We start from the raw sequence: 22,273 nt of genomic DNA on the forward strand, positions 1-22,273 counted from the left end.
CGCGTTCACGACGCTTTGAAGCGGAAGGGCGGATTAATAAGCGCCCCGTCGTCCCAGCACCGCCGCGAAGGTGCGCAGGAGGATCGACACATCGCCCCAAAAAGAGCGTCCGTTGATGTAGAAATCATCAAGTTGCTGCTGGCCTTCCAAATCGGCCGAGCTGCGTTCGGAAATCTGCCAAAGGCCTGTCAGACCGGGAATGACCGACGCGCGGCGGTTGCGAAAATCAAGGGGCATCGCCGCAAGGTGGTAATCGGGAAAGGGACGGGGGCCGACAAGGCTCATGTCGCCGCGCAGGATGTTCAAAAGTTGCGGCAGTTCGTCCAGACTGGAGGCACGCAGGAACTTGCCGATGTAGGGCAGGATACGCGGGTCCTTTCGCAGTTTGAAATGTGTCTCCCATTCCGCGCGGACGTCCGCATCGCGGGCCAGAAGATCCTGAAGCATTTGTTCGGCGTCCAGATACATCGTCCGCAATTTCAATACGCCGATGGTCTTGCCACCGCGTCCTTCGCGCGGTTGGACGTAAAAGGCGGGGCCGGGATCGACGCACCAGATCAGCGCACCGGCGATCGCGACAATCGGCAGGGCGATCAGGGCAAGCGGTACCGCAAAGGCAAGGTCGAACAGGCGCTTGACCGCATGTACCGGCGGTGTGGACCGGCCATGCGCCAAGGCAAGATGCAGGCCGATATCCCCGCCATGTTCTGCGGGATGCACACCGGACAGGTGCGCCCGGGGCAGGTCCGAGACAAGGATCACATCCTGCCGCCCGCGCCGCAATGCCTTGAGGGTCGCCGCACTTGGCAGGTTGTGGTCGGCCCACAGGACAATGTCCGCAGGTGTCTGGCGGTCGACGGGCCGAAAACCGATGCCGGGATGGGCGCGCAGATAGGTACGGGTCGCCTTGACGGCGTCCGGTGTGCCACAAAGATGCACCGGGACGCCCCAATTTGAGGACCGTTTCAGGACGATCCGGATGATCTTGCGCCCCAGCGTCTGCAAAAGACCGGTCGCGATGAAAGCGCCACAGAAAAGACCGAAGGCCGCCCAGCTGATTGGCACGAGATACAGGATCGCCGCGACGGAAATGCCGCCTGCACCTGCCCAGGCCAAAAAGGACCGGCGCAGCCGCGCGTCGGGATGCAGCCCGAAACCGGGATAAAGGCCAAGCGCCGTTTTCAGCCCGATCTGCACGGTGCCACCGAACAGCAGCGTCCGGCCCAGCACCGCCGACCCTGCGGCATCGGCAAACAGACCGAGTGTGAGCAGGATCACGATCCCGAGGGTCGCGAGGTCGATCACCACATAGCTGCTGCCCGCCGCCGCCGATGGCGAGATGTGTGGCTGGGCTGCATGTGCGAGTTCGGGGAAACGATGCGTGCCGGATGCATCACGGGGTGCCCACGGCGTGGCGTTTCGCGCGCCGGCGTTGCCCCGGGGCCTTGCTTCATCTGCATGGGCGTGATGCGACATGACATTCATTTTCAGTGTCCTTCCAAAGGGTGTCTTGGGAACAGTCTGTAGAAGCAGCAAATGCGTCGGAACCTGTCTGATTGGTTAAGCTGCTGCGCCAAATGGCGCATTCCGGCCCCGCCAACTGTGCATGTTGAGGCAAGGCGGTGCCCCCGGTGCCGCAATTCGGCGTTTAAGTCGCGGATGTGGCCAAATGCATGAAGCGCGGGAGCGATCGCCGCGCTTCGGCATGGTTGTAGGACGCGCTGAGCACGGCGGTTGAAAACAGGATCCAGATCATATCGTTCTGCATCAGGATGTTGCTTTCGGTCAGGTTCATCACCAGCACCGACAGGATGAGCACCACACACCAAAGCCATCCGTCCCGCGGTGCCTGTGCCGTCAGGGCGATGGCCTGATGCACCGCGCGTACCGTCACCACGGCAAACAGGCCCAACCCGACAACACCGATGCTCAGCAGCAGGTCGCGGTATCCGCTATGCGCATGCGGGGGGCCCCAGCGAAGGGTCTCCCAGATTTTCCACATGGTCAGGTTGTTGGGGGACCAGAACGCACCATAGCCTTGGCCAAGGATGGGATGCTTTGCGATCTCTATATCCAGCAGCGCCCAAAGCGGTGTCCGTCCGGTCAGGGTCACGTCCTTGCCCAGCGCGTCCAGTAGCGGGACGAAGCCGAAGGCAATGATCACGGACAACACGACAATGCCCAGAATAATGCCGAATTGAAACACCAGACGGGCAATGCCTTGCCGCCGCGCGATCATCAGGACGGCCTGAGAGATCAAGACTGCCGTGACAGCGGCAAACAGGCTGGTCATCGAGCCCGAAAGCAGACATCCGGTCCACCCCAGCACCAGCATGACCATGCCGGCACGGCGTAATCGGGTCGTCACGTCATGGCGCGCCGCGATCCCGGCAATGATCAGGATCACCGACATCCAGCCAAAGACGTTCTTGTTGAAGAACACCCCGCGCATGGTCCCGTCATAGGGTGTGAACGCCAGACTTGGCCAGGCGACGCCTGCAACAAAGGACATCACGAGGGTCGCGCCAACCGCCCAACCCACGACAATGATCTGTTCGCGCGGGGTGAAGCGTGTCGCAAGCAGAAACGCTAGACCCATGGACAGAATAAGCGCCACCGCCCGCCGCATGCTAAGAGACGGGCCCATCGACCAGAGGGTTGAGACCAATGGCAAAACCAGCAACAGGAGCAATGGCAGATTCCGAACGCCAGCCTTGATCAAGGATCGGGGCCTTATGGCAAGCAAGCCAAAGCAAAGCGCGTAAATCGGCAGATAGATAACTCTGAGTTGGGCGCGCTCGGCGTCATCAAGTATCCCGTCGGCCCCCTGCATCAGCAACGGAAACACCGCACCGGAGTTGATGAAGAGCCCCACCGTGACGGTGACCCATTCAAGACGTCTCAGCCCGACGCGCGCAGGGGCGGGCGGTTCGGCAATATAAGGCATGTGTTCCATCTGTAGTTCCCTGGCCCCCCGGTTCAGCTTCATAGCTATCTGATTGGAAACAGGACCGGATCGAAACCCGCCGAAAGGGTTATCAAAGCGCCCATTTGGAGAATGCCCATGGCACGCTATACGCCGGTCGGAGGGGGCAGGCCGTCAATTTCAGCCTAACGAGGGGATACCGGTCAGGGCTGTGACGCGGAATTCTCTGGATATGACAGGCGGCCTTCTGGCGGCTTGAATCCGAGCAAGGAATGCCATGCAACATCCACAAAATCATCCTGCGCCCTGGACCCTGCGACGCGTCGGTCTGCTTGGGGCCTGTCTGACATTTATCCTGTTGCTTCAGGCTGCTATAGGTCATGCTGGCACACCCGTCGCGCGCGGTGACGTGCTAAGGGTCGAGGTGCTGAGCGCCCCGGAATTGTCCCGCGAGGCGGCAGTTGATGTCGACGGACGGATCACGCTTCCCCTGTTGGGCGCGGTCGAGGTCGTGGACCGCGACACGGATATGATCCGCAAGGATCTTGTGACGGCCTTCCGGGAACGTGGGCTGCTGACCCGCCCGGACGTGCTGGTCGAAATTGCATCTTACCGGAGCGTGTATGTGGGCGGCAGCGTCGGGCGCCCCGGTGCCATTGATTTTGTGCCGGGCCTGACAGCACGTCAGGCGCTTATCGCGGCGGGGGGGCTGCGTCTGGGACCTGCAAACGCGACCGTCTCGCCCGAGGATATTCTTTCCGCAATGGCGCAACGGCGGGCGCTGGAATTCCGTTTCGCGCAAACCGTCGCTGAAATCGCGCGGCTTCGGGCTGAACTTTCAGGGGCCCAGACGTTGACGGACCCGACCCAGGACCTGTTGGGGATCGCGCCTGCTGAAACGGACGATGTCGTGGCGGCGGCCGCGGCCTTTCTAAGCGATGTCCGGCACCGAAAGAAGGTGCGCAAGCAGCACGGCAGCGAACTCATTGATCTGATCGGGCTGGAACTCCGCACATTGGAAGATCAGGCGTCGCTACAGATCGAGGAATCCGAAGTTCAAAAGAACGAGATTGAGAACGCCCGCGACCTTGTCGAACGGGGCCTGCTGCCCCGGCCGCGCCTGATCGAACTCTTGCGCGTCCAATCGCAACTCAGCCAAAACCAACTGGCAAACTCCGCTTTCGCAGCACGCGCACGCCAGGCGGCAGAGACGGTCCGCTTTGAACAGTTGAACGAGACATTGCAAAACCGCGAAACCGTGCGCCGCAGTCTTAGTCAGGCACTGGCCCAGAAGGCAGATATCGCATCAGACATTTCAGAAATCGACTTGCGCATTCTCGCTGCTGGCGGGGAGCCGGATTCAAGCAATGTAACGGCACGGTTGACCATCTTCAGGAACCACGATGGGACGTCGGTCGAAATCGCCGACGCCAAGCTTGACGATACGGTGCAGCCCGGAGACGTGCTGGAACTGGCCATCGACATTCCCGACGAGAAAGGGGTTTCCGCACCGAAGACACCGGCCATCGGAAAACCGGGCGGTCCCCGCGCGCAAGGATTTAATCTTGGAATGGAAATCAGGCCATGAAGGACACGTGTGACATGCCGCAGATCAGCGTCATCATCAACAATTACAACTATGGACAGTTCCTTGCCACGGCGATCGATTCGGCGCTCGCGCAGCGCGGGGTGACGGCCGAAGTCATCGTGGTGGACGACGGGTCGACGGACGGTTCCGAGACAGTCATTCGCAGCTATGGCGACAGGATCAGGCCGGTATTTCAAGCCAACGCGGGACAGGCTCAGGCGATCAACACGGGTGTTTCTTTGGCAAGGGCTCCTTTGCTGGCCTTTCTGGATGCAGACGACTGGTGGCAGGACGACAAGCTGGCAGCGGTTGCCGAAGCGTTTGATAAGGCCCCAAAAGCGGGACTTGTGTATCACAGGTTGCAGCCGGTCTATTCGGACGGGCAGTGTGCATTTTCAGCCATTCCACGGTCGCTTTGCGAGGGTGATCTTGCGCCACGGCTTTTGCGGTCTGGCGGGCTCTGGCCATTCCCGATGACATCATCGCTTTGCGTGCGCCGTTCGGTGTGGGACCGCGCCGGAGACATCCCCGAAACGTTGCGCATCTCGGCAGATGCGTGGATCGCGGGGGTATTGCCATTCATCGCGCCGGTTGTCGCCTTGCCAGATGCCTTGGGTTGCTACCGGATCCACAACAACACCTGGTACCGAAGCAAGGACGACGCCCAGATGCTGGCACGACGGATGAAGCACTGGGAAGAAACGGTTCGGATGACCAATCAGTACCTGTCTCAAGAGGGCCGCCCTGAACGCATCTGGCTCAAGAACCACTTTGACTACAGGGTGGGTCAGGTCCGTCTGGGCCGCCCCGGTGCGCCGGGCATCGTACCGCTGATCTGGCAAGGCCTGACACATGCGGGCGAACCCGATCCGCTCCGGCGGCTGCGCAATACGCTCTTCATGCTCAGGGAGCTGCGTCAAGACCGTGCCGAAAGCCGTGCGGTACCGAAATCTGCGTAAAGTTAGGTCGTCCGACCCTCCTTTCTGTGGACGCGCTGCGCATTGATTGCCCCTTTTACCACAAGCGATATCCGGTCGGATCAGGGCGTTTTCTCTACCTCCGGTTATCATTTCGGACCGACCAGAACACATCTGCCTCGCCAAGTTGATCCAAAAGGCGACGCGCTCCCCCAAAAGGATGGGGCGACTGGCCCGGCGCAGGGCTTGTTCGATTTGGCCCCCTGGATCGAAATTGGCACGAAGGTTCATTGAAAGGAAAGTTTTAGATATGACCGATGGGACAAGCGCCGTACCAGTGATCATGCATTATGTCGCTGGTGGCACCGAGAATGGGGGCGGTATTGGTCGGCTTGTCGGCTATATCCTGAACGAGAACAGCGCGCAGTATCGTCACAGTGTTGTCGATACCCGTGGACCGCGGTGGAACCCGCTGGTGTCGCCTTGGCATCTGGCACATGCCCTTTTCGGGATGACCGCCAACCAGATGCAGGCGACCCCAAGGTTGCATCATCTTCATATCGCGGGGCGCGGCAGCACGGCGCGCAAGATCATTTTGGGGGCCTGGGCGCGCCTGATCGGGGCCCCCTATGTTTTGCATCTGCATGACTACGACTACGCCAGTGATCTGGCGCGCAGGCCAAAATGGCAGTTCCGTGCCATCAAATCCTTGTTTCAGGGGGCCGCGCAAGTGATCGTTCTGGGCCAGCGGGATGCGGCAACAGTGGGCTATTCGCTGGATGTGCCCAAATCCAAACTGACCGTCCTGCGCAATTGCGTACCTGATCCCGGTGAGACGCTTGTTGACCCGCGTACGAAAAGGCGGCGCACCTCGATCCTGTTTCTGGGTCAGCTTGGCCCCCGGAAAGGTGTGCCTGAACTTCTTGCCGCGCTGGCGAGCACCGGTTTGGAGGATGGCACCTGGCAGGCCGTGATCGCGGGGGATGGGCCGATTGACCATTACCGCAGCGAGGCTGCTCTTTTGGGTTTGTCAGGGCGCGTCAGGTTTCCGGGGTGGGTTGATGCCGACGGGGCCGACCGGCTGCGCAAACAGGCTGACATTCTGGTCTTGCCATCCCATGCAGAGGGCTTTGCGATGGCTGTGCTGGAAGGGCTGGCGCAGGGGCTGGCGGTGATCACCACGCGGGTCGGCGCGCATGACGAGGTGCTGGTGGACGGGCAGAATGCCTTGCTTGTCCCGCCAGGTGACGTCCCGGCGCTGTCGGTCGCCTTGACGCGGCTGATCAACGACGAGGCGTTGCGCACCCGCCTTGGCGCAGAAGGGCGCAGGCTTTTTCTGTCGCAATTCGGCATTGATGGATATGTGGATGCGCTGGAACGGCTGCAATCCGCGCAGCTGCCGGTCTTTTCGGATGAACGGAGATCGGCATGAATACTTTGAACCACTTCACAACACCTCACCCGTTCGCCATTCCGATGCCGGATGACCAACGCGTCTTTGATGACGGGGCCGGTTGGAGAGCTGCCTTGCTTCTGGTCAGACGCAAGGCTGTGATGATCCTTCTGCTGACCGTGCTGATCAGTCTTGCAGCAGTGCCGTTCATCCTTTCAATGCCGCAGCAATACCATTCCGAAACCCGGTTCATGGTATCCCCCACGCCTGTGTTCAAATTTGCCGAAGAAGTCACCGGTCGCATGCCCAAGCTGGATGTCGAATCCGAGGTCGAGCGGCTTGCGTCACAGGACGTTGCCGCAGTTGTCATCGAACAATTTGAGATCGCGGGGCTTCCTGAATTCAATCCCACGCTGAAACCGGAAAGCGGATCACAGGATTTGATACAACGCGCCACGACGTCAGTCCGCAAGGCATTGGCTGACATGGGGATCGGCGTTTCGCCTCAGGCTGACGTGAACCCCGAGGACCCCGACCGCGTTCCGGCCAATTTCAGCAATGCGCTGTCCATCACCCAGGTGGGGGATTCGAACGTGGTGCGTGTCGGCTTTACCTCGCGCGACCCGGTTCTGGCAGCCAAGGTTCCCGGCGCGATGGTCGCGGCCTACCTTGCGCAAACGCAGGCCCATTGGACCTCAGAAATCGCTGTGGCGACCGACTGGCTGGGGTCCTGGATCGACGTGGGTCGCGCGCAGATCAAGGAAAACGAGGCTGCTTTCGAACGCTACCGCAGCCGCACTGCACTGAAATCCGGAGATACCGAGCTTGTGGCCTCAAACCGTCTTTCCCAGATCGAAGAGCGGCTTTTGGCGGTGCGGCGCGAGCGTCTGGATATCGCCGCAATCCTTAGGTCCGTCGAGGCGTCTAAGGCCAACCCCGACCTGCCGTCGCTGTCCCAGCCGCCGCAGTTCCTTGAACTGCGAAAGGAACATCAGCGCGAGTTGCGCGAACTTGAAAAAGCCGCGTCTGTCTACGGGGCGAACACAAGCGCAATCGCCTTCCGTAAATCCCGTATCGCTGCAATCACGGCTGAAATCTCGGCTGAACTGGACGCGCAGGAACATGTTCTCAATCTGCGGGATACGACACTTGCGATGGAAGAGGACGAATTGCTGGCCGATAGTGAAAAAATCCGCGAAACGCTGGCGACGGTGCAAAATGCCGGGGCGCAGCTATCAAGCCTGGCCGAAAGCCTGCGTGCGCACGACGAGGCCCTGTCGCTTCTTGAGTACCGCAAACAGTCGTTGCATTCGCAGGCCACGGTGAAGCCGATCAACCTTGATATCCTTGCCAGTGCAGAGGTGCCGATCAGGCCCGAGGGCATCGGGCGCAAGATCTATCTGGGCGGTGCCGCTTTCGGTGGATTTCTCTGCGCGCTGCTATTCGCGGGAATCTCGGAATTGCGCGATACGACCGTGCGCAGTCACGAACAGCTGTCGCATCTTGCGGGCGTCGTGCCGGTCGGGCTTTGGCCACGGCTCAGCACACCGGAGCGGCGCAGGATGTCACGGGATATTTCGTCAATGGCGGACACGACCGGCCCCAACTTTCTGCATGACATGATCTTGATGCTTGAATGTGCCAACAGAGGAGAGTTTCCCCAAGTGCTGACCGTCACATCGCCGTGCCAGTCAGACAGCGAAAGCCCGGTCGCAGCATGGATGGCCCTGCAACTGGCCGCTACAGGGCAAAAGGTGCAGTTCATCGAAGCCCGCAGGGACAGACCACCGGGGTTCCTGTCAAAGATCGCCGGGAACACCTCGGATGCAGGCGAAAATCCGCATGTGCTGTACAGATCACTGGCCGAGGTTGCCGATGATCTTGGCGGAAACCCTGACAAAGTGCTTAGCATGCTGCTGAAAAAGGCCAAGGCCGATGACATGATCACGATCATCAACGCGCCACCGCTGCTGTCCAAGGGGGGGATGCGCTATGCCCGCACCGGTGATGGTCTGCTATTGGCGATGGGGTGGGGCAGAACCCCGCGTGCGGCGTGCGATCTGGCTGCGGGCCTTCTGGCCAAGCTGGGGGTGAATAGGGTCTATTCGCTGATCACCGATGCCAACCCCAAACGCCACCGGCTGTATGGCTTCACCGACCGGTTGAGCCTTGAGGGGAGCGCCTGACCGCGGCATTTCAAATCATTGTCGGGGATCATGCCCGCAGCGCGCAACATGTCGCTGCGGGCATTCTGCGTGCAACAGGCCGAAAGCCGTCTTTCATCGTGGGTCAGCCGCGTTCGTCTTGGGCCAAAGGCGCGTTGTCCTGCATGTCGGTCCTTACGCCGTTTCGCCATCACGCCCTACCAAAGGGATGATGCGCGCACCCGATGATGACACTGCGCATCCACAGGGCCGCCAGATAGGCTTGCTGCAGATTTGCAGCCCTTAGGTAAAGTCATGGCCCTCAAGACGGGCCGTGGACCCGCATCGGGGCGAAACACAGGGAATACAATATGAAGCGCGCTTTGATCACCGGGATCACCGGTCAGGATGGATCGTACCTTGCAGAGTTCCTGCTGGAAAAAGGCTATGAGGTCCACGGAATCAAAAGGCGTGCATCCCAGTTCAATACCCAGCGGATTGATCATATCTACGAAGACCCCCATGCGTGGAACGCGCGGTTTCACCTGCATTATGGCGATCTGAGCGACAGTTCGAACCTGACCCGCATCCTGTCCGAAGTGCGCCCCGACGAAGTTTACAATCTGGCGGCCCAATCCCATGTCGGGGTCAGCTTTGAATGCCCCGAATACACGGCAGATATCGACGCCTTGGGCACTTTGCGGCTGCTGGAAGCGATCCGCTTTCTGGGGCTCAGCCAGAAGACGCGGTTCTATCAGGCGTCTACTTCGGAACTTTACGGTTTGGTCCAGCAGACGCCGCAGCGCGAGACGACGCCGTTCTACCCCAGATCGCCCTATGCCGTTGCCAAGCTTTATGCCTACTGGATCACGGTGAACTACCGCGAGGCCTATGGCCTTTATGCCTGCAACGGGATCCTTTTCAATCACGAGAGCCCGCGTCGGGGCGAAACCTTTGTCACCCGCAAGATCACCCGCGGCCTGAGCAATATCGCCCTGGGAGTTGAGGACTGTCTGCACTTGGGTAACCTCAATGCGCTACGCGACTGGGGCCATGCCAAGGACTATGTGCGCATGCAGTGGATGATGTTGCAAAACGAAACGCCCGAGGATTTCGTCATCGCCACGGGTCAGCAGCATTCGGTTCGCGAATTCGTGACATGGGCCGCCTCTGATCTGGGGCTGACACTGTCGTTCGAGGGGGAAGGCCTGGAAGAAGTCGCCCGTGTGGTGCGGGTCGCGGGGCGGTATGCGCCGGGGGTCAAGCCCGGTGACATCATCCTGCGTATCGACCCCGAATATTTCCGTCCCGCCGAAGTGGAAACGTTGCTGGGCGACGCGTCGTTGGCACGCGCGCGTCTGGGATGGGTTCCCGAAACCACGCCGCGCCAGATGTGCACCGAGATGGTCACCGCCGACCTGATGGCGGCCCAGCAGACCGCGGCATTGCGCGATCAGGGCTATGCGGTTCCGGTCGCAAGCGGCCAATAGGCGCTTGGCCTTCAACATAAGCGGAGAGCGCATATGACGACATATTTCGTGGCTGGACATCGTGGCATGGTCGGGAGTGCGATCATGAGAGCGCTGGAAAAGCGCAAACATGGGCATCCGCCGATCACGATCATCACCCGTGACCGATCGGAGCTTGACCTGACGGATCAACCCGCCGTGCGGCGCTGTCTTTTCGAGATGAAGCCCGACGTGGTGATCCTGGCTGCGGCGAAGGTTGGCGGTATCCATGCAAACTTCACCTATCCGGCCGAATTTATTCACCAGAACCTGATGATCGCCGCAAATGTCATTGATGGCGCGCATCGGGCAGGGGTGCAGCGGATGCTACAGTTCGGGTCGTCTTGCATCTATCCGCGCGCCGCACCGCAACCGATCACCGAATCTGCGCTGCTGACCGGGATGCTGGAACCCACGAACGAACCCTACGCCATTGCCAAGATTGCCGCGATCAAGCTGTGCGAAAGTTATAATCGGGAATACGGCAGGGATTACCGTTCCGTGATGCCCTGCAATCTTTACGGACCGGGCGACAACTTTAACAGTGACTATGCGCACGTCGTGCCGGCGCTGATACGGCGGTTTCACGAAGCCAAGGAAGCAGGCGCGTCAGAGGTGACGATATGGGGGTCGGGTCGCCCCCGTCGAGAGTTCCTGCACGTCGACGATCTGGCCATCGCGGCCCTGTTCGTTCTGGATGTGCCGCTGGCCATCCACCGCGCGAACACCCGTCCGATGTTGTCGCACATCAATATCGGCAGCGGCAGCGACATTCCGGTGCGCGAACTGGCCGGGATGATCGCCAAGATCGTCGGTTTTCGCGGACACATCCTTACCGATCCGTCAAAGCCGGATGGCACGCAGCGCAAGCTGCTGGACAATTCCCGCCTTGCTGCGATGGGGTGGCGGCCCAAGATCAACCTCGAAGACGGGCTTCGGGCGACGTATAAATGGTATATCGACAATGCGGCAGAGGCGCGGGTGTAAGGCAGCTGATCTGGAGGGGCAGAGGGTATTTTCTTGCGCTACGCCATCTTTCCCGTGCACGAAGCCACGTCAAAAAAACGCGGTCTATCTGTACGTCCCCAAATCATCGGCCATTGGCGGACGGCCTATCAGGCCGCCCCTGGCCCGCAACTGCCGGTCGGCCCAAAGCTTCCATTTCAGCTTGCGACCATTGCGCCGAAGTTCTTTCAAAAGGCGGTATTTTACCGGGCCACGATCTGCGGAAAGATTGATGCGGGTATCCGAGGTGCGTTCGCTTTCAACGATCTTTTCCGAACGGTTGCCCGCCTCATCCCGAATGAACATGCCCTGTACCGCAACGGTCGGTTCAAGTTGCAGCAGCATCCTGTCGTCCCGAGGCGTGAATATGAAGTCGTCCAGATGATCACAATATCGACTGGCGCGGGCCTCGAGCTTGGCAGCGCCTTCCTTGCTCAGCAAATATGCGGCGGCACTTGTGACACATTGGTGTATCGTTCGTAACCTGATCCCGCCAGTTTCAATCTCGGGTCCGAACCGGAGAACCTGATTTGCCCCATCCAGTTTGATCACATCGAAAGGCCGCGTGATCTTTGCCAAGCGTTCCAGCGTTGTTGAAAACTCGGCGCTCAGGATTGCATCATCTTCCAGAATGACGCCGCAAGGGGCTGAACCGTCCCGTATCGCGCGCCAGGCAATGCGATGGCTTTCGAAACACGCAATTTCGGAAATGGAAAGGCTCCAGCGTTCCAGCCAGCTTGCCGGGGCGTATTCTTTGGGCGGTGTCAGGTCGAACGCATCAACGGCAGGAATACGGGTCGCCGTACAACCTTGGGCCGAAAACTGGCCTTCCATGAAGGTGCGGCGTTCGGGGACACGGTCGAGATTGATATAATAGACAGGGATCATCTACGGTTTCTTCAGGCCCAATCTTTTCACCACTTGCCGCATTTTGTATTTCGTCCGCGATTTGGCGCGCTCGCTCATGTATTCCTCGCCAAGATCTTCTGCGGTGTGGCTGCGGATCATCGGGTCGGATGTCCAGGCGGAGTAGGGGACCAATTTGCCAACTTGCGGGTCCGGTCGAACGGTGAGTGCTGCATGTCTGTTCAAGGCCGTCGCCAGAAATGAGAATGTCGAATTCGAGATGGCGACAAATTTTCCTAACCGCAGTGCGTTGAAGTCATAGAAGAACCCATGTTCGACTTGGGGGAGGTCGAATTGATCTGCGGAGACCAGATTGAATTCATCAAAGTCATTGCCTGCTGCAGCCGGATCATCTGAGGCGATGTAGACCTGTAGGTCGGGTTCGTCAGCTTGAAGCTGCCGCAGCCAATCCACGTACCAGCTGTTGGGGGTTTGAAAGAACACCCCGGTCCCAAAATCGCCTCGACGCAGATGCACGACCGCGACCGGTCCATTAAGCGCATCGAATGCTGCCTTCAGGGCCTTTTCGGCCTCGAGGTAGATCCCTTTATGGGCGAATTCGGCTTGGATTTCAGCGCGGTAGGGCGCGTAGTATTTCATGTTGTATTGGAAGTACCCTTGCAGATCTGTATCTGCCAAAGGCTCTGTCGCGTTGGCGATGTTGCATTCGTCCAGCCCGTATTTCGTCTGCGATACGGTTCGCCCGACTGTGGGGAGCGTTTCAACACCGGGGTGCACGTAGTACATGTCGTCCCCTTCCCACGGAAGGTTCGCGAATTCGAACCCATGCTCGGCGGCGTAGGTCCGCAGGAACATGTATTGAAAGGCCTTGTTGGCAAAGCGCCCCATGGACCCCAAGGTCGAGTTTATGATCATCGGTTTCTTGACGTAAACCGCATCGCCCCAATCCTTGTCGTAGGGCGTTACCGTCTTGATTCGAAGGAACCCGTGGGGTTCGAGAAAAGCATCCAGATCGCTGATATGGGGGCAGCCATCATAGAGCTCATCGTAATTGATCTCGGTCTGGATAGCTTCGATGTTCTTCAGGATACGTGTGGCACCGCGCAGGGCCATCAACTCTGCCCCCTGAATGTCCATCGTCAACATATTGATCGCTTCAAAATCCAGACCGGTTTCGGTCATGGCCGCGTCCAGCGTCAGCGTGCGCACCTCGATCCGTTTTTCTACGACGATCTTGGGATACATCTCGGAATGTTTCGCCAACGGTAAAAGCGAACTGCTTTGATCCATCGATGTGATGTTGAATGTCGCCTTGCCCGCGCTGTCTGACGCGGCCCCTTCGACCAAGTATATATCGTCATCGCCTGCCGTTTTCTCGCGCAAGGCCGCGGCCAGGTCGGGGTTCGCTTCGACGAAAACGACGGGGCTGATTTTGTTGGCGCGATAGGTCGGCAGTTCCTGCCCCTTGTGCGCACCAACATGCAGCACGCCCTTGGGTTGGAACCCGTAATGTTTCATCTTGTCCAGATAGATTTCGATGTTTTCCGGTTTGCCGACAAACTTTGATCGCAGCCGCTCGTGCACGGCCAGCAGATTGGTGAAACGGTAGTCTTCCATCGCAGGGGTAAATCGGGTGATTTCGGTGAACTTGCGCTTTCCGACCTTGAAAACGACATAGCCTGATCTGCGAAGATAGGACCACACATTGCCCAGCGTATAGCCGGCATCCTGAAACGTGCCGCCATATTCGAATTGAATATAGTCGATCTGGCCTGCTTTCAGCAGCCGGTTCGCCCCCCGCAGGACATCATATTCCGCGCCTTCTACGTCAATTTTCAAAAAGTTGATCTGGCGTTTTGGGTCTGTCCAATAGCCGTCCAGCGCCACGGCGGGAACGACATTTGCGTCAAATCCCGAGGGCAGCAATTTATCCTCGACGCTGGTGCGCCGGTAGATCGAGCTGAGCCTGTCGTCATCTTGATAGGTATTGAACACGATTTCGCCGTCCGTGTGGGACACGGCGGAATGGTTGATCGTGCCACGGCCATCGAGCTGCGCCATCACTTCCGCATGGGATTTTTTCGAAGCTTCAAAAACATGAAGGTCGATATCGCCCGCATGCGCCAGCGCCGCCTTGGACCACAGCCCGTGATGTGCCCCCACATCAAACACCACATCGCCGGAAGATATGCATTTGTCGATGATCCGACGTTCCTCGGGCTGGATTATGTCGTCCGAATTCTTCCGAAAATATCTACGCAGTCCCATTCCCTTACCCCACCCGTTTTTATCGTTGTATCGTCCGCACGGCCCGCCCCAGCCTGATTCTGCGAAAAGATTTTCTAAAACATATCTCAAACCAGCCCTTTTGCGCCATAGCGGCTGACTTTTCCCGATAAAAGTGGCGATAAGGCACCCGGCTAGCGGTTTGACAGGGGCAAACCGGTGATCCTTGGGAATGAAGTTTTATAGAGTGAAGTGGGGTGCACTGATCGTAAATGCGATGACCCGGTCTTCTTAAACTGGATCATTACCGTTTCATTAAGGTGCATTCACGTCGGCCTGAATTCCCTGATGGTTCCGGGCAGGTTTGAGCGCCGCAGGTAAACCCGCGCCGGATTTCCGTACATCCGCGAGATCGACTTCTTGTCGACCGTTCTGTTCAGCTGCGGAAACAGACTGACCAATTCCTTGTACTCGGGCAAAGCCAGCGCCTTGACCGCCTGAGGGCCGGGAAAGAAGCTTTCGCTTGGCAGCCCGTTTGAGAAAACCACCTGATGTCGTTCAAACATCAAATGGAAATATGTCACGGCCTTGCACCCTCTCTTGATGCGAACGGCACCACCTTGCAGCTCTGATAGATGTTTGGCCCTGACCATGGTTTCCTCGCGGTCGAGCGACAGCAGGATGCCATGCTGGGGGGAGACGACCAATGGGCTATGATTGCCGAACGCTCCCGCTTTTATCTCGATCGGCTTGAGATGGGGCATACGGGTCAATGCATCGGCCATCAGTCGGCGCATGCCGACCCAGACCAATGGCTTGGGGCCGTTGTCGCGGGTGACGACCAGATCGCCGGGACGCAACGCTTCAATCGGAACCTCCCCTTCGGGGGTCAGAATGACCGTGCCCGCCGCAAAACAGACAACGCCGGTATTGTCGGCGGTGAAACTGCTTTGGCTGGCCCCTTGAAACGTCAGGCTGTCGGTCGCCGCAAAGCGGCTGTTGTCGGCGTAATCGACGACCCCGCCATTTTCTATCGCGTTCGACTGGTTGAGGACCCCATCATCGGCAAAATCTGCACGCAGTTCGCCCATGCTGTCGTAGAAGGTGGACAGGTCGATGAAATCGTTGTTGGCGGTGTTGCCATCACCAAGCGCGCCGGTGTTGCCAAGATTGAAGTCGGTGATCGTGTCGTTGCCGTCACCACGACTGTAGCCGAAGACATCATCGCCTGCACCGCCGGTCAGCGTGTCGTCGCCTTTGCCCCCGATAAGGGTGTCGTCGCCCCCACCGCCATCGACCGCGTCCGCACCGGCATTCGTGACGATTACATTGCCGGCACTGTCGCCAATGACGGTATCAGCCCCGTCAGAGGTTGAGATGTTTTCAAAGTTGCGGGCATATTGCGTGCCGGAAAGCCCATCGTAAACTTGCCAGTCGCCATTCCCGTCTGTGGCGGTCATGTCGATGGTGAAGCCGCGCGCGTCCCCCGGGGCAAGGATCAGCGTGTCGGCACCTGTACCCCCATCCATATATTCGATGGTGCCGTCAAAATCGGAAACGATGACAATGTCCTGACCGGCACCGGCGTCGATGCTGTCACTTCCTGTGCCGCCGTCGATGGTATCGTCGCCATCGCCGCCAAGGATCGTATCGGCCCCTGCGCCCCCGTAGAGGGAGTCGTTTCCGGCGGCGTCATTCCCGACATTGGTGGCGTTCGGGGAGTCGAAATAGACATCGGACACTGTGATCAGATCGTTGGCGGTCACCGGCAGGTGAATGATCTCGATCCGGGCGACTGGCCCCGCAATCGTTACCGTCGCCGCGCCGTCCGGGTTGCTCGGCGCAAGGTTCGAGCCATTGCCGGTAACAACGCCGCCGCTTTCGGACATGCTGCCGCCCAGCGTGTAAGTGACCGCGACGGGGTTGTTTGCCGAATCGTATGCCAGCACCTGAACCTTGTTGCCATTGTCGAGATCGGCGACATTGAACGACACATTCGCAAGCGCTTCCGAGAAGGTCAGCGTGCGGGTCATCGCGCTTGAATCCGACGTGCCGACCATATGGATGGACGAATGCGTCGATGCTTCGTTCAGATTGGCCGTGCTGTTGGCATTGGTAGAGTAGGTGGTTGCCGACCCCGCTTGCGTCGGCGCGGTCAGCGTCAGGGTTACGCCGCCTGCCTCGACGCTTAGCGGTTGGTCGGCGAGGTTGTCACCGTTATCAACGGTATCCCCGGGGACGCCGCTGGGGTCTTCCAGATCGGACCAGTGAAAGATATTCCCCGGATCGACGTCCGTGCCACCGTCACCGACGATCAGATCATCGCCGTCCGCCCCGATGATCGTGTCGCTGCCACCGCCGCCTTCGATCGTGTCATTGCCCGCACCATCATAGATGACGTCATCGCCCTCACCGGCATGGATCACGTCATTCCCGGATCCGGCCTGATCATCCATCCCGTCCACGACCGAATTGTCGATCGTGTCGTTGCCGTCTGTTCCGTCGACCTGCTCTGCAAGCTCCAACGCTGCACGGGTTTCCCCCATGACCGCCGTCGTGTTGGTCGCCGTCACCAACTGAAGGGACCGGATCGGCTGGGCCTGAAGCGCGTCGGCGATGTCCGTGTTTTCGGTCAATGTCGGGACGGCATAGGTGTGGCCCGCCGAATCCTGCACCACCCCGATATTCATGACCACCGTCGATCCGTCGGCATATGTCAGGACCGCGTCATACCAGGCAAAACCGTCAACGGTCTGCGCCGCGCCGCCGTTGATGGAAAAGCGGTCGTTGGCCCCCTGGAAATCATAGGCGTCCGCCGTGGACCCGGTGGTCGCATCTACGCTCGAAAAAGTCTGTACCTGATTGTAAAGCGGCTGACCTGCTGACCCGTAGGTGCCAAGGATGTCATTGGCACGTTCATTGTTGTTGTCGGTCTCGTTGACGTCGATGCTGGCCAGCTGACCCAGATAGAAGACTTCGAATGTCGTGGCCATGGGGCTGTCTTCCGGTCAAGCTGTCACAGTCGGCCCCTTTGAGCCGCAAGCCCTGATGTCCGGGCCTGACCGGCAGCTTATCCGATGACCGGTTAAGGCTTGCTGAAGTCGGGCCAACGACCTGCAAAGCAAGGGGGATGCCACGGGTGTCGGCTTTCGACATTGACGACTTGGTTCGGAAAACACGGGCGCAGCAGGGCACCTTGGTACCGTTTATGCCAGGCACGCGTACTGTCGCATTTTCACCATTGTGAAAACCCGAACAGACACGGCTGCGCATTCAAACATTGCGCAAACAGCCGGCGGGGTGTCTAATGTCCCAAAAGAAGACCCTGAAGGGCACAGCTGAAAAGAGCAGAGACATGATGAGCACGCAAAAAGACATTGTGGCGACCTATCACGGTATCGAGGTGCTGAATGCTCCGCATCTTGGGTCGACGATGATCAACAACATGAACGAAGGCAGCTACGAACGCCGCGAAGTTCAATCTGCGCTTCACTTCATCAAGAAAGGCGACAGGGTCGTCGAGATGGGGGCGGGGGCCGGTGTTGTCGGCGCGATCGCCGCCAAGAACTGCGCGCCTGCCAAGATCGTGTCATTTGAAGCCAATCACAAGCTTATCCCGCACGTCAAGGAATTGTACAAGCACAACAAGATCCAGAGTAAGATCGAAGTCCGCAACAAGATCGTGTTGTCCGAGCCGACCCCGCCAAAATCGGTCGAATTCTTTATCCGGGGCAATTTTCTGGGCTCTGGCATGACCATCACCAAAGGTCAGGACCGCGCAGAAAAGGTCTCGGTGCCGGTTGCAAGCTGGGATGAGATCAAAAAGAAGGTCAAGCCGACCGTGCTGCTGATGGATATCGAAGGGGCCGAGCTCGAGTTTTTCCGCCATGCCGACTTGTCCGGCATCCGCGTGATCATCGCTGAATTGCACCGCCATATCTATCACCGCCCCGGCATGCGCGAAATTCGCGACGGGATCGCGGCAAAGGGGTTCGTCGAAGACAGGGACGCGTCGGGAGGCGGCGTTTTCGTGTTTACGGCGGTTCCGGAACAGACCAAAGAAACCGGGGGAACTGACCTAGATCAATCGGCCTGATCCGATCGTGTGCTTTACTTGTACACCGAACGGCGTTTGGCAACCGCAACCGATTTGCACTAGTTCACCGGAATAAACTGCAAATTCGAGCGATCTCACTTTCTGACCGTTGCCCGGATGGGTGGGATGTGGCATTGCTCGACGCATATAATTGAACGAAAGAGAATTGCTGATGACCGACTTCACAGCCCGCCGGACAATGATGGTTGATACACAGGTGCGTCCATCGGACGTGACCAAATTTCCAATCATCGACGCGATGCTGAAAGTCGCGCGCGAAGACTACGTGCCCGCGGCACAACGCGAAGCGGCCTATCTGGGCGAGAACCTGAATTTGGGCGACGGGCGTGTCTTGCTCGAGCCGCGCACGCTGGCCAAGATGCTGGATGCGCTGGCGATCACGAATGATGAACTGGTTCTCGATATCGGGTCCGCGCTTGGCTATTCCTCTGCGGTGATCGCGCATATGGCCGAAGCCGTGGTTGCCGTCGAAGAAGACGACGATATGGCGAAGGAATCCCAGGAAACGCTGATCGCAGCGGATATCGACAATGTCATCGTCCATCACGGCCCGCTTGCCGACGGGGCACCGCAACACGGTCCCTATGATGTCGTTATCATTCAGGGTGGCGTGGAAGATGTACCCGCAGCCATACTTGACCAACTCAAGGTGGGTGGCCGGATCGCATGCATCTTCATGTCCGGTGCCTTGGGCGAGGCGCGTTTGGGGTACAAGCGTGACAATGGCGTAAGCTGGCGGATGGCGTTCAATGCAGGTGCGCCAGTCCTCAAGGGCTTTGCCCGCGAGAAAGCTTTCCAGCTTTAGATAAACAGGCCACTATAAAATAGTGCGCAGTCGGCAGAATTCATCGACGGGGTTTTTGAGATGACAATAACAAAGACAAAAGGCGCACTTCGCAACATGATCGCGGCGTCATGTATTGGTTTCGGGCTACTTGCGCCGGTCAGTGCAACAAGCGAAACACTCGCCGATGCGCTGGTGGGGGCCTACAACAACTCTGGCCTGCTGGATCAGAACCGCGCCGTCCTGCGCGCAGCCGACGAAGACGTCGCCATTGCCAAATCGGCGCTCAAGCCCGTCGTTCGGTGGACCGGGGATCTGACCCAGAACTTCAACCGGACGATCAGTGGCGGGTCGGCCTTTGCGCTGCCCGGGACCCGCACCAGCACCGACCAGCTGACCACGTCGATCAACCTGATCGCATCCTTGTTGGTCTATGATTTCGGTGCCTCGCGGTTCTCTGTCGAAGCGGCAAAAGAGACGGTTCTGGCCACCCGCGAAACCCTTGTCAGCATCGAACAGCAGATTTTGCTGCGTGCGGTGGACGCCTACATGGGGGTCATCCAGGCCGAGCAGATCGTATCGCTGCGTGAAAACAACATGCGCTTGCTGACGCAGGAACTGCGCGCCGCGCGGGACCGTTTCGAAGTGGGCGAAGTCACCCGCACCGATGTCGCCCTTGCCGAAGCGCAACTGGCGCAGGCCCGCAGCGGTCTTGCCGGGGCGCAAGGTGATTTGATCAGCGCCAAGGCTTATTACAAAGTCGCGGTCGGCCGCGCGCCCGGCAGACTTTCCCGTCCGCCCAGCCTGCCGCGGGTGTCCAGCACCATCGCCGCAGCCAAAGGGCTTGCCGTCCGCAGCCACCCCGATATCAAGGCTGTCCAGCATCAGGTAGCCGCCGCCGATCTGTTGATCCGCAGCAGCCAGGCCCAGATGGAGCCGCAAGTGTCCGTGCAGGGTTCTTTTGGCCTGACCGAGACGTTTGATTCTCAGGCATCCAGCCGGAACGGCAGCGTCAGCTTGCAGGTCGGCCAAACCTTGTATCAAGGGGGGGCGTTGTCTTCGGCTGTTCGCAAGAACCGCGCCCAGCGGGACGCACAACGCGGTAATCTGCATGTGGTGGTCAAGGATGTCGAACGTGCGGTAAGCGATGCTTATGCAGGTCTCGCATCTGCGCGCGCCCAGATCCAGGCGTCCGAGCGTCAGGTTCGGGCGGCAGAGATCGCTTTTCAGGGGATCCGCGAAGAAGCCGCCCTTGGCGCGCGGACCACGCTTGATGTACTGGATGCGGAACAATCGCTGCTTGATGCGCGGTCTTCAAGCGTGACGGCGCAAACCCAGATTTATGTCGCGGCGTATTCGGTGCTTCAGGCGACAGGCCAACTGACCGCGCGCGATCTGAAGCTGCCTGTCCAGATTTACGATCCCTCTGCTTACTACAACCTTGTAAAAGACGGCCCTGCCAAGTTCTCCAAAGAGGGCAAGCAGTTGGATCGGGTGTTGCGGGCACTGCAAAAAGATTGACAATTTTCACGGCCCCATTGTTAGAATCTGATCTCCAAGATAGACTCCCCGTGAGGAATGAGTGGTGAATAATATGTCTGACCCTGTCACAAACGCAGAGGTAGAGGATGTCTTGTCTTCAATTCGCCGGTTGGTGTCCGAAGAAAGACGGCCCTTGAATCGTGCCAAACCCGAAGCGAAGTTTGAAGACAAGCTGGTGCTGACCCCTTCCTTGCGGGTGTCGAACGATGCGCCATTGGTCGACGCATACAAGAAGCAGGCCCCGGATGTTTCGCCGACGGAGTGGGACGACCGTGCTGTGGTCGATGTTGCCGATAAGGATGTCTTGGAAGACAGGTTTGCCGAAGCCGAGACTGCGGAAGGTCAAACCGGGGCAGGCGCATTCGATGACCTGTATCCGGCACTGGACGGGGATGCGGATGCGGATGTTCAGGCATGGCAAGATCACGATGATGCGTCGGCAGGGGGGCCGGATTCATTTGATTTCAGCAACCCGTTGCATAACTTTGACCCGACATCCGATGAATTTGATATCGAACCTCTAAAGCTGCACAATCCGCGCAAAGAAGTGCAGGCGGATGAGCCGGCCAAAAGCGCAGAAAAGCCGTTACCTTCGTTCACCACATCCCGCAGCAACATCTTGAACCTTGGCGATTCCGAATTGGTCGAAGATGTGCCTCCCACGCCAGATCGGCTGAGCGCAAAGATCGCAGCGCTGGAAAGCGCGATCAGCCGGATTCCGGAGAATTGGGAGCCCGACGCGCCCGGAGACGACGATTATTCCGGCAGCGAAGCGCCGGCGATGGTTTGGGAGGATGACGTCGAATTCGACGCCAAAGGCGCGCCGTTGAGACAGGTGAAAACTCCGCAGCCGGACGAAGCGATCGAATCTGCGGTAAAGGACGTTCAGACCGACACGACCGATGATCATTCAGCAGAGGGAGCCCGCCTTGCGGAGGAGTTCCGTCTTGCAGAGGCCAGTCGTTTCGCAAGGGACGAGGATCATTTCGACGAAGATGAGGGCACCGCAGACGCCGGTATTGGTCTTGGCCCAGAGGAGTTTCTGGACGAGGCGATGTTGCGTGATCTGGTGAGCGAAATCGTTCGCTCCGAATTGCAGGGTGTTCTGGGCGAACGGATTACGCGCAACGTGCGCAAACTGGTGCGCCGCGAAATCCACCGCGCATTGACTGCGCAAGATCTGGAATAGGGCGGGGGCCTATGGCGCTTCTAGCGCTAGAGTTCTTGATGATGTACCGCAGACGGGTGGTATCACC

At 58.9% G+C, this 22,273-nt stretch carries 15 protein-coding genes; 10 read left to right on the plus strand and 5 right to left on the minus strand.

The features are described from left to right. Positions 1–33 precede the first annotated feature (33 nt). Entirely contained in the window at positions 34–1,485 is a 1,452-nt protein-coding gene (locus RGAI101_RS17300; protein ID WP_008229119.1) for a sugar transferase, read from the minus strand. Positions 1,486–1,648: 163 nt separating this feature from the next. Then, entirely contained in the window at positions 1,649–2,956 is a 1,308-nt protein-coding gene (locus tag RGAI101_RS17305; RefSeq protein WP_008228248.1) for an O-antigen ligase family protein, read from the minus strand. 247 nt (positions 2,957–3,203) lie between these two features. On the opposite strand from RGAI101_RS17305, the gene RGAI101_RS17310 reads away from it, so the two are divergent. The 6 genes from RGAI101_RS17310 to RGAI101_RS17335 all read left to right on the plus strand — a co-directional run bounded on the left by RGAI101_RS17310 (position 3,204) and on the right by RGAI101_RS17335 (position 11,463). After that, entirely contained in the window at positions 3,204–4,514 is a 1,311-nt protein-coding gene (locus tag RGAI101_RS17310) for a polysaccharide biosynthesis/export family protein (RefSeq protein ID WP_008228257.1), read from the plus strand. After that, positions 4,511–5,473 (plus strand): glycosyltransferase, encoded by a 963-nt coding sequence (locus RGAI101_RS17315; RefSeq protein ID WP_008227064.1) that lies wholly within the window; start codon positions 4,511–4,513, stop codon positions 5,471–5,473. Before RGAI101_RS17310 ends, RGAI101_RS17315 begins: the two co-directional genes overlap by 4 nt. A 268-nt stretch (positions 5,474–5,741) precedes the next feature. Next, complete coding sequence (locus tag RGAI101_RS17320) at positions 5,742–6,863, plus strand: glycosyltransferase family 4 protein (protein WP_037228656.1); 1,122 nt, start codon at positions 5,742–5,744, stop codon at positions 6,861–6,863. Beyond that, on the plus strand, positions 6,860–9,010 hold the full coding sequence (locus RGAI101_RS17325; protein WP_037228659.1) for a GumC family protein: 2,151 nt from the start codon (positions 6,860–6,862) through the stop codon (positions 9,008–9,010). Before RGAI101_RS17320 ends, RGAI101_RS17325 begins: the two co-directional genes overlap by 4 nt. Positions 9,011–9,339: 329 nt before the next feature. Continuing rightward, a complete protein-coding gene (gene gmd / locus RGAI101_RS17330) occupies positions 9,340–10,458 on the plus strand; it encodes a GDP-mannose 4,6-dehydratase (RefSeq protein WP_008225222.1) in 1,119 nt (372 codons plus the stop codon). A 33-nt stretch (positions 10,459–10,491) separates the two neighbouring features. Then, on the plus strand, positions 10,492–11,463 hold the full coding sequence (locus RGAI101_RS17335) for a GDP-L-fucose synthase family protein (RefSeq protein WP_008228967.1): 972 nt from the start codon (positions 10,492–10,494) through the stop codon (positions 11,461–11,463). 84 nt (positions 11,464–11,547) lie between these two features. On the opposite strand, the gene RGAI101_RS17340 is transcribed toward RGAI101_RS17335, so the two are convergent. The 3 genes from RGAI101_RS17340 to RGAI101_RS17350 form a co-directional block, all read right to left on the minus strand. Beyond that, on the minus strand, positions 11,548–12,369 hold the full coding sequence (locus RGAI101_RS17340; RefSeq protein ID WP_037228662.1) for a glycosyltransferase family 25 protein: 822 nt from the start codon (positions 12,367–12,369) through the stop codon (positions 11,548–11,550). Then, complete coding sequence (locus RGAI101_RS21325; protein ID WP_008227943.1) at positions 12,370–14,616, minus strand: FkbM family methyltransferase; 2,247 nt, start codon at positions 14,614–14,616, stop codon at positions 12,370–12,372. Positions 14,617–14,900: 284 nt separating this feature from the next. Then, a complete protein-coding gene (locus tag RGAI101_RS17350; RefSeq protein WP_008226235.1) occupies positions 14,901–17,567 on the minus strand; it encodes a Hint domain-containing protein in 2,667 nt (888 codons plus the stop codon). Positions 17,568–17,929: 362 nt separating this feature from the next. Here RGAI101_RS17350 and RGAI101_RS17355 point away from each other — a divergent pair, with 362 nt between their 5' ends. From RGAI101_RS17355 to RGAI101_RS17370, 4 genes are all read left to right on the plus strand, one after another. Beyond that, positions 17,930–18,670, plus strand: coding sequence for an FkbM family methyltransferase (locus RGAI101_RS17355; RefSeq protein ID WP_050763229.1), 741 nt, complete (start codon positions 17,930–17,932; stop codon positions 18,668–18,670). Between the two features lie 172 nt (positions 18,671–18,842). Next, complete coding sequence (locus tag RGAI101_RS17360; RefSeq protein WP_037228665.1) at positions 18,843–19,496, plus strand: protein-L-isoaspartate O-methyltransferase family protein; 654 nt, start codon at positions 18,843–18,845, stop codon at positions 19,494–19,496. 60 nt (positions 19,497–19,556) lie between these two features. Next, positions 19,557–20,996: a TolC family outer membrane protein gene (locus tag RGAI101_RS17365; RefSeq protein WP_008226788.1), complete on the plus strand. Its 1,440-nt coding sequence runs from the start codon at positions 19,557–19,559 to the stop codon at positions 20,994–20,996. Positions 20,997–21,069: 73 nt separating this feature from the next. Beyond that, the gene (locus tag RGAI101_RS17370) at positions 21,070–22,206 is read left to right on the plus strand and encodes a hypothetical protein (protein ID WP_008227299.1); all 1,137 of its coding nucleotides are present in this window, start codon (positions 21,070–21,072) and stop codon (positions 22,204–22,206) included. Positions 22,207–22,273 lie beyond the last annotated feature (67 nt).

The organism is Roseobacter sp. GAI101, from assembly GCF_000156335.1.
Taxonomy (GTDB): Bacteria; Pseudomonadota; Alphaproteobacteria; order Rhodobacterales; family Rhodobacteraceae; genus Sulfitobacter.